This window comes from Devosia insulae DS-56, from assembly GCF_000970465.2.
Classification (GTDB): domain Bacteria; phylum Pseudomonadota; class Alphaproteobacteria; order Rhizobiales; family Devosiaceae; genus Devosia_A; species Devosia_A insulae.
In genome coordinates this window covers 1-4,559 of record NZ_LAJE02000277.1, presented here as the reverse complement: position 1 = coordinate 4,559, position 4,559 = coordinate 1, and the positions used below count along the sequence as shown (strand labels likewise).

Genomic DNA, 4,559 nt, shown 5'->3' with positions numbered 1-4,559 from the left:
CCCCTCCCCTCAAGGGGGAGGGGAGCAGAGCCTCACGGCACCACCACCAGCTTCCCCAGCGCCTGCCCGTCGCCGATCCGCTGAAACGCCGCCGCCGTCTCCGCCAGCGGATACACCCGGTCGATCGCCGGCGTCACCGCGCCGGTCGCGATCAGTGCGCCCAGCTCCGTCAGCTGCCCGACATCGGGCTGGTGCAGCACCAGGCCGAGCTGCTGCCCGCCTGGCTTCGAGCGCATCGCCCCGAGCGTCGCCACGGCAAGGATGGTTGGCGTCGTGCCGCCCACCACCGTCAGCCGGCCGGTGGGCGTCAGCACCTGCCGGTATTGTGCCAGCGGCCGCGACGCCACCATGTCGATGACCAGGTCATAGCGCTCGCTGCCCGCGGCAAAGTCCTCGGCGCGATAGTCGATCACCCGCTCCGCTCCCAGCGCGCGCATCAGGTCCAGTTTCTCCGCCCGGTCGACCCCGGTCACGTCAGCGCCGGCGCGCTTAGCCAGCTGGATCGCGAACGTCCCGGCCCCGCCACCGCCGCCATTGACCAGCACCCGGTCGCCGGCCCGCACCGCGCCCTTCCAGTTGAGGCCCTGCCAGGCCAGCAGGCCGGCCTGCGGTGTCGCGGCGGCGGCTTCGAAACTCATACCGTCGGGGATCGACGCCAACAGCACTTCCGGCGCCGCGACATACTCGGCGAACCCGCCCCAGTTCGCCCCGCTGAGGTCGCCGAACACCCTGTCGCCGACGGCGAGATGACCTACCCCTGCGCCCAGCGCCTCAACGACCCCGGCCACGTCTGCCCCGAGGGTCGGATAGCGCGGCCGCATCAGGCCACCCAGGCGCGCGAGGAACGGCTGGCCGCGCAACAGGTCCCAATCCCATGAATTGAGCGACGCGGCCTTGACCCGGATCAGCACCTCGCCGGGCCTCGGCACCGGCTGCGCCACCTCAGCGAGCTGCAGCTGCTCCACCCCGCCATATGCCGAATAGACCACTGCTCGCATCGCGCCCTCCCGATCCCCGCAGCACCATCCGCCGCCGGCGAGCCGCTTGACAAGCTCGACGCTTCGTTCGCTTTATGTTCTTATTTGCGCCACGGAGAATCCCGGATGGAGCCGGCCGCCACCATCCTGCACGCCGATCTCGATGCCTTCTACGCTTCGGTCGAGCAGCTGCTGAACCCGGAACTGCGCGGCAAGCCGATCGCCGTCGGCGGCGGCGTGGTGCTGGCCGCGTCCTACGAGGCCAAGGCGTTTGGCGTGCATGGCGGCATGTCCGGCTGGGCGGCCAAGGAACTCTGCCCCGAGCTGATCTTCACCGGCGGCCATTTCGAGGAGTATCAGCGGCTGGGCGATGCGGCGATCGGCATCCTCGACGACTACACCCCGCTGGTCGAGCGCATCTCGATCGACGAGGCGTTCGCCGATGTCGCCGGCTGCGAGCACCTGTTCGGCAGCCCCGAAACCATCGCCCGCACGGTGCGCACCCGCGTTCGCGCCGAGCTCGGTCTCCCCATCTCGGTCGGCGTGGCGCGCACCAAGCATCTCGCCAAGATCGCCTCGCAGGTGGCCAAGCCCGATGGCCTCGTCGTGGTCGATCCGGTGCGCGAGCTCGAGTTCCTGCACCCGCTGCCGGTCGGGCTGATGTGGGGCGTCGGCCCGGTCACCGAGGGGAAGCTCGAGGATGAAGGCATCCTCACCATCGGCCAGCTGGCCGAGCAGCGCACCGAGTGGGTGCAGCGTATCCTCGGCCATGCCGCCGGCGAAAAGCTCAGCGCCCTGGCCTGGAACCGCGATCCGCGCGGCATCGTCACCAACCAGCGCGCCCGCTCCGCCGGGGCCCAGTCGGCGCTCGGCAAAAAGCCGTTCATCGAGCGCATTTACCGCCCAACCCTGCACCATCTCGCCGACCGCATCGCCTCGCGGCTACGGGTAAAATCCTGGCACGGCCACACCATCACGGCGCGCGTCCGCTTCCGCGATCTGCGCGCCGTCACCCGCTCGATCACCATCGATTCCCCGATTTCGGCCACCGTCAGCCTCGCCGAAATCGCCGAGGATCTGGTGCGCGTCGTCCAGGCCGATCACCCCGACGAGCGCACCATCACCCTGCTCGCCATTTCGGTGGCGCAGCTCGAACGCGATCCGCTGGTCCAGCTCGAACTGCCGCTCGACCTCGCCGATGACGCCCGCCGCCCCGGCACCCGGCGCGGCGCCTCGCGCCTCAGTGCCGATCGGGCCATGGACGCCGTCCGCACCCGCTTCGGCCGCGAAGCCATCGGCTATGCCTCGGCGACGCTGGAACTGGAGCGCTCCGTCCCCGATGCTTTCCGCGGCTTGGCGGAAAAGCCGCTGTAACCGGCCCCCTGCAGTAACCTTCCACTATGTCACCCGTGCAAGTGCCCCAAACTCGGTGTAATCCCCGCGAAAGCGCATGAGCGCTAGGGAAGGGTTAGGGTCGTGCCCCACCCACCGGGTCATTCCCGCGAAAGCGGGAACCTCTGTTCTTTTGGCCTGCCGCACGATCGCAAACGGAGTTCCCCACTTTCGCGGGGATGACACCGTGTTTGGGGGACCTGCAGAGCGTCGGTTCGCCTACCCTGCCTCAGCCATAGCGGCTTAAGGCGGAGTGCATCAGAGGTGTCCTCTACTGATGAGCCACTACACCCTGCGATAGATCAGCTTCATCACCCCGCTCTTGAAGCGTTCGCTGTCGACCAGCTCGATATCGAAACGCCGCTCCAGGTTGTCGAGCAGCCGCCGGCCCTTGCCGAGGACGATCGGGTGGATCAGCCAGTGGTATTCGTCAACAAGGCCGAGATTGGTCAACTGCTGCACGATCGTGGCGCTGCCATAGGTGAGGATGTCGCCGCCCGCTCGCGCCTTGAATTCATTGACCTTGGCCGCATCGAGCTCCCGCCACAGCTCCGAGGTCGGCCACTTCGCCGCCTGCAGGTTGTGCGAGATCACCACCTTGTGCAGCGCATTGACCCGCTCGGCATAGGTCTTCTCCCACGGCGCGGCATTGGGGTTGGCGGGAACGGCCGACCAGTACTGCGCGAAATCCTGGTAGGTGCCCTTGCCAAGCAGCAGGCTGCTGGCGCCGTTGACCAGTCCGATCTCGTAACTCGACAGCTGCTCGTCGCCACGGATCCAATCCATCTCGCCCATCGGGCCGGCGATGAAACCGTCGAGGCTGATCCAGTGCGTGCTGATGAGCTTGTTCATTTGTCGTCTCCGTAATCAACAGGATTGTTAATCAACATAATTGTTGATTACGCGGTGAAACCAGCCCTGTCAAGCGAGCAGCCGCATTTCCGCCATCCGTGCCTGCGAGCCATTTGCGCCAGGGGCGTTGGGGGATGTCGTTGCGTAAACTGCTGATCGCGCTGGTGATCATCCTGGCGGCTGCCGTGACGGCCACCCTTGCCTATGCCCCCTACCTGCCGCAGGTGGTCGCCGAGGGCGTCCCGCCGCTTGTCTGGCCGGCGCCCGGGCACTTCGCCAGCATCGAGGGCGCCGCAACGCCGCGTGATCTGCACATCGCTGAAGCAGCCAGCACCCGTCCATTGCAACCCGACCTCGAGGCCGCCTTCACCGAGAAGCTCGGCAAGGCCTTGCTCGTCGCCCGCGCTGGTCGGCTAGAACTCGAGCACTATGCGCCAGGTCTCACCGCCGAAACCCGCTTCAACTCGTTCTCGATGGCCAAAAGCCTCGTCGGTGCGCTGATCTACAAGGCGCTGGCCGAAGGCCGGCTCAAAACCCTCGACCAGACCTTGGGCGAGCTCCTGCCCGATGATCGCGGCCTCGCCGGCGTCACCCTGCGCGCCCTGCTCCTGATGCGCAGCGGCATCGCCTTCGACCATGGCGAGGGCAAAGCCGGCGCCGTCAGCGGTGACAAGAGCGTCGATACCTCGGCCAACCCGTTCGGCCCGCTGGCGCGGCCGCACTTTCTTGGGCTTGGCGCCATCGAGGGCGGCCTCGTCACCGACGCCAGGACGACGTCCGCGTTCAACTACCAGAACGTCAACACCGCACTGTTGGGCGAGGTGCTCGAAACTGTCTACCAACAGGGCCTTGAGGAGCTGATCTCGGAAAAACTCTGGCGCCCGGCCGGCGCGGCGTCAGCCGCCTGGCGGCAGCCGGCAGTTGGCGCACCGGTCTCCGCCTATTGCTGCATCTATGCCACGGCGCGCGACTGGATCCGCATCGGCCTGTACCTGATCGAGAACGGCACGCCGGCAGCGCCCTTCCTCCCCACCGCGCTCTGGCGCGAGTTCCTTGGCCTCGATGTCGGCATTGCCGAGCGGCTCAACGACCATTACGGCCAGCATTGGCGCCAGAACGTCCTCGATCGCGCCGGCCAGGCGCTGCAGGGCCCGTTCACCTACCTGATGGGCCAGGGCGGCCAGGTGCTCTACCTGCTGCCCGAACAGCAACTGGTAGTCTACCGCGCTGGCGAAACCGTGCAGCTGTTGCACTCGACGCTCTACGGCGCCTGGAACAGCATTTCGCGGTAGACCCTCTGCTCCCCTCCCCCTTGAGGGGAGGGGTGGGGGGTGGGGG

The 4,559-nt window shown here is 67.4% G+C and carries 4 protein-coding genes; 2 read left to right on the top strand and 2 right to left on the bottom strand.

The window, feature by feature from the left end; genetic code table 11:
* Positions 1 to 32: 32 nt before the first annotated feature.
* Entirely contained in the window at positions 33 to 998 is a 966-nt protein-coding gene (locus VW23_RS19270) for an NAD(P)-dependent alcohol dehydrogenase (protein WP_069911171.1), read from the bottom strand.
* Positions 999 to 1,103: 105 nt separating this feature from the next.
* Between VW23_RS19270 and dinB the strand changes: the two genes are divergently transcribed.
* Positions 1,104 to 2,351, top strand: a complete 1,248-nt coding sequence (gene dinB / locus VW23_RS19265) for a DNA polymerase IV (RefSeq protein WP_069911170.1) — start codon at positions 1,104 to 1,106, stop codon at positions 2,349 to 2,351.
* Positions 2,352 to 2,654: 303 nt separating this feature from the next.
* Here dinB and VW23_RS19260 read toward each other — a convergent pair whose 3' ends face one another.
* Positions 2,655 to 3,221, bottom strand: a complete 567-nt coding sequence (locus VW23_RS19260; protein WP_069911169.1) for a dihydrofolate reductase family protein — start codon at positions 3,219 to 3,221, stop codon at positions 2,655 to 2,657.
* A 134-nt stretch (positions 3,222 to 3,355) separates the two neighbouring features.
* Here VW23_RS19260 and VW23_RS19255 point away from each other — a divergent pair, with 134 nt between their 5' ends.
* Entirely contained in the window at positions 3,356 to 4,513 is a 1,158-nt protein-coding gene (locus VW23_RS19255; RefSeq protein WP_069911168.1) for a serine hydrolase domain-containing protein, read from the top strand.
* The last annotated feature ends 46 nt before the right edge of the window (positions 4,514 to 4,559 follow it).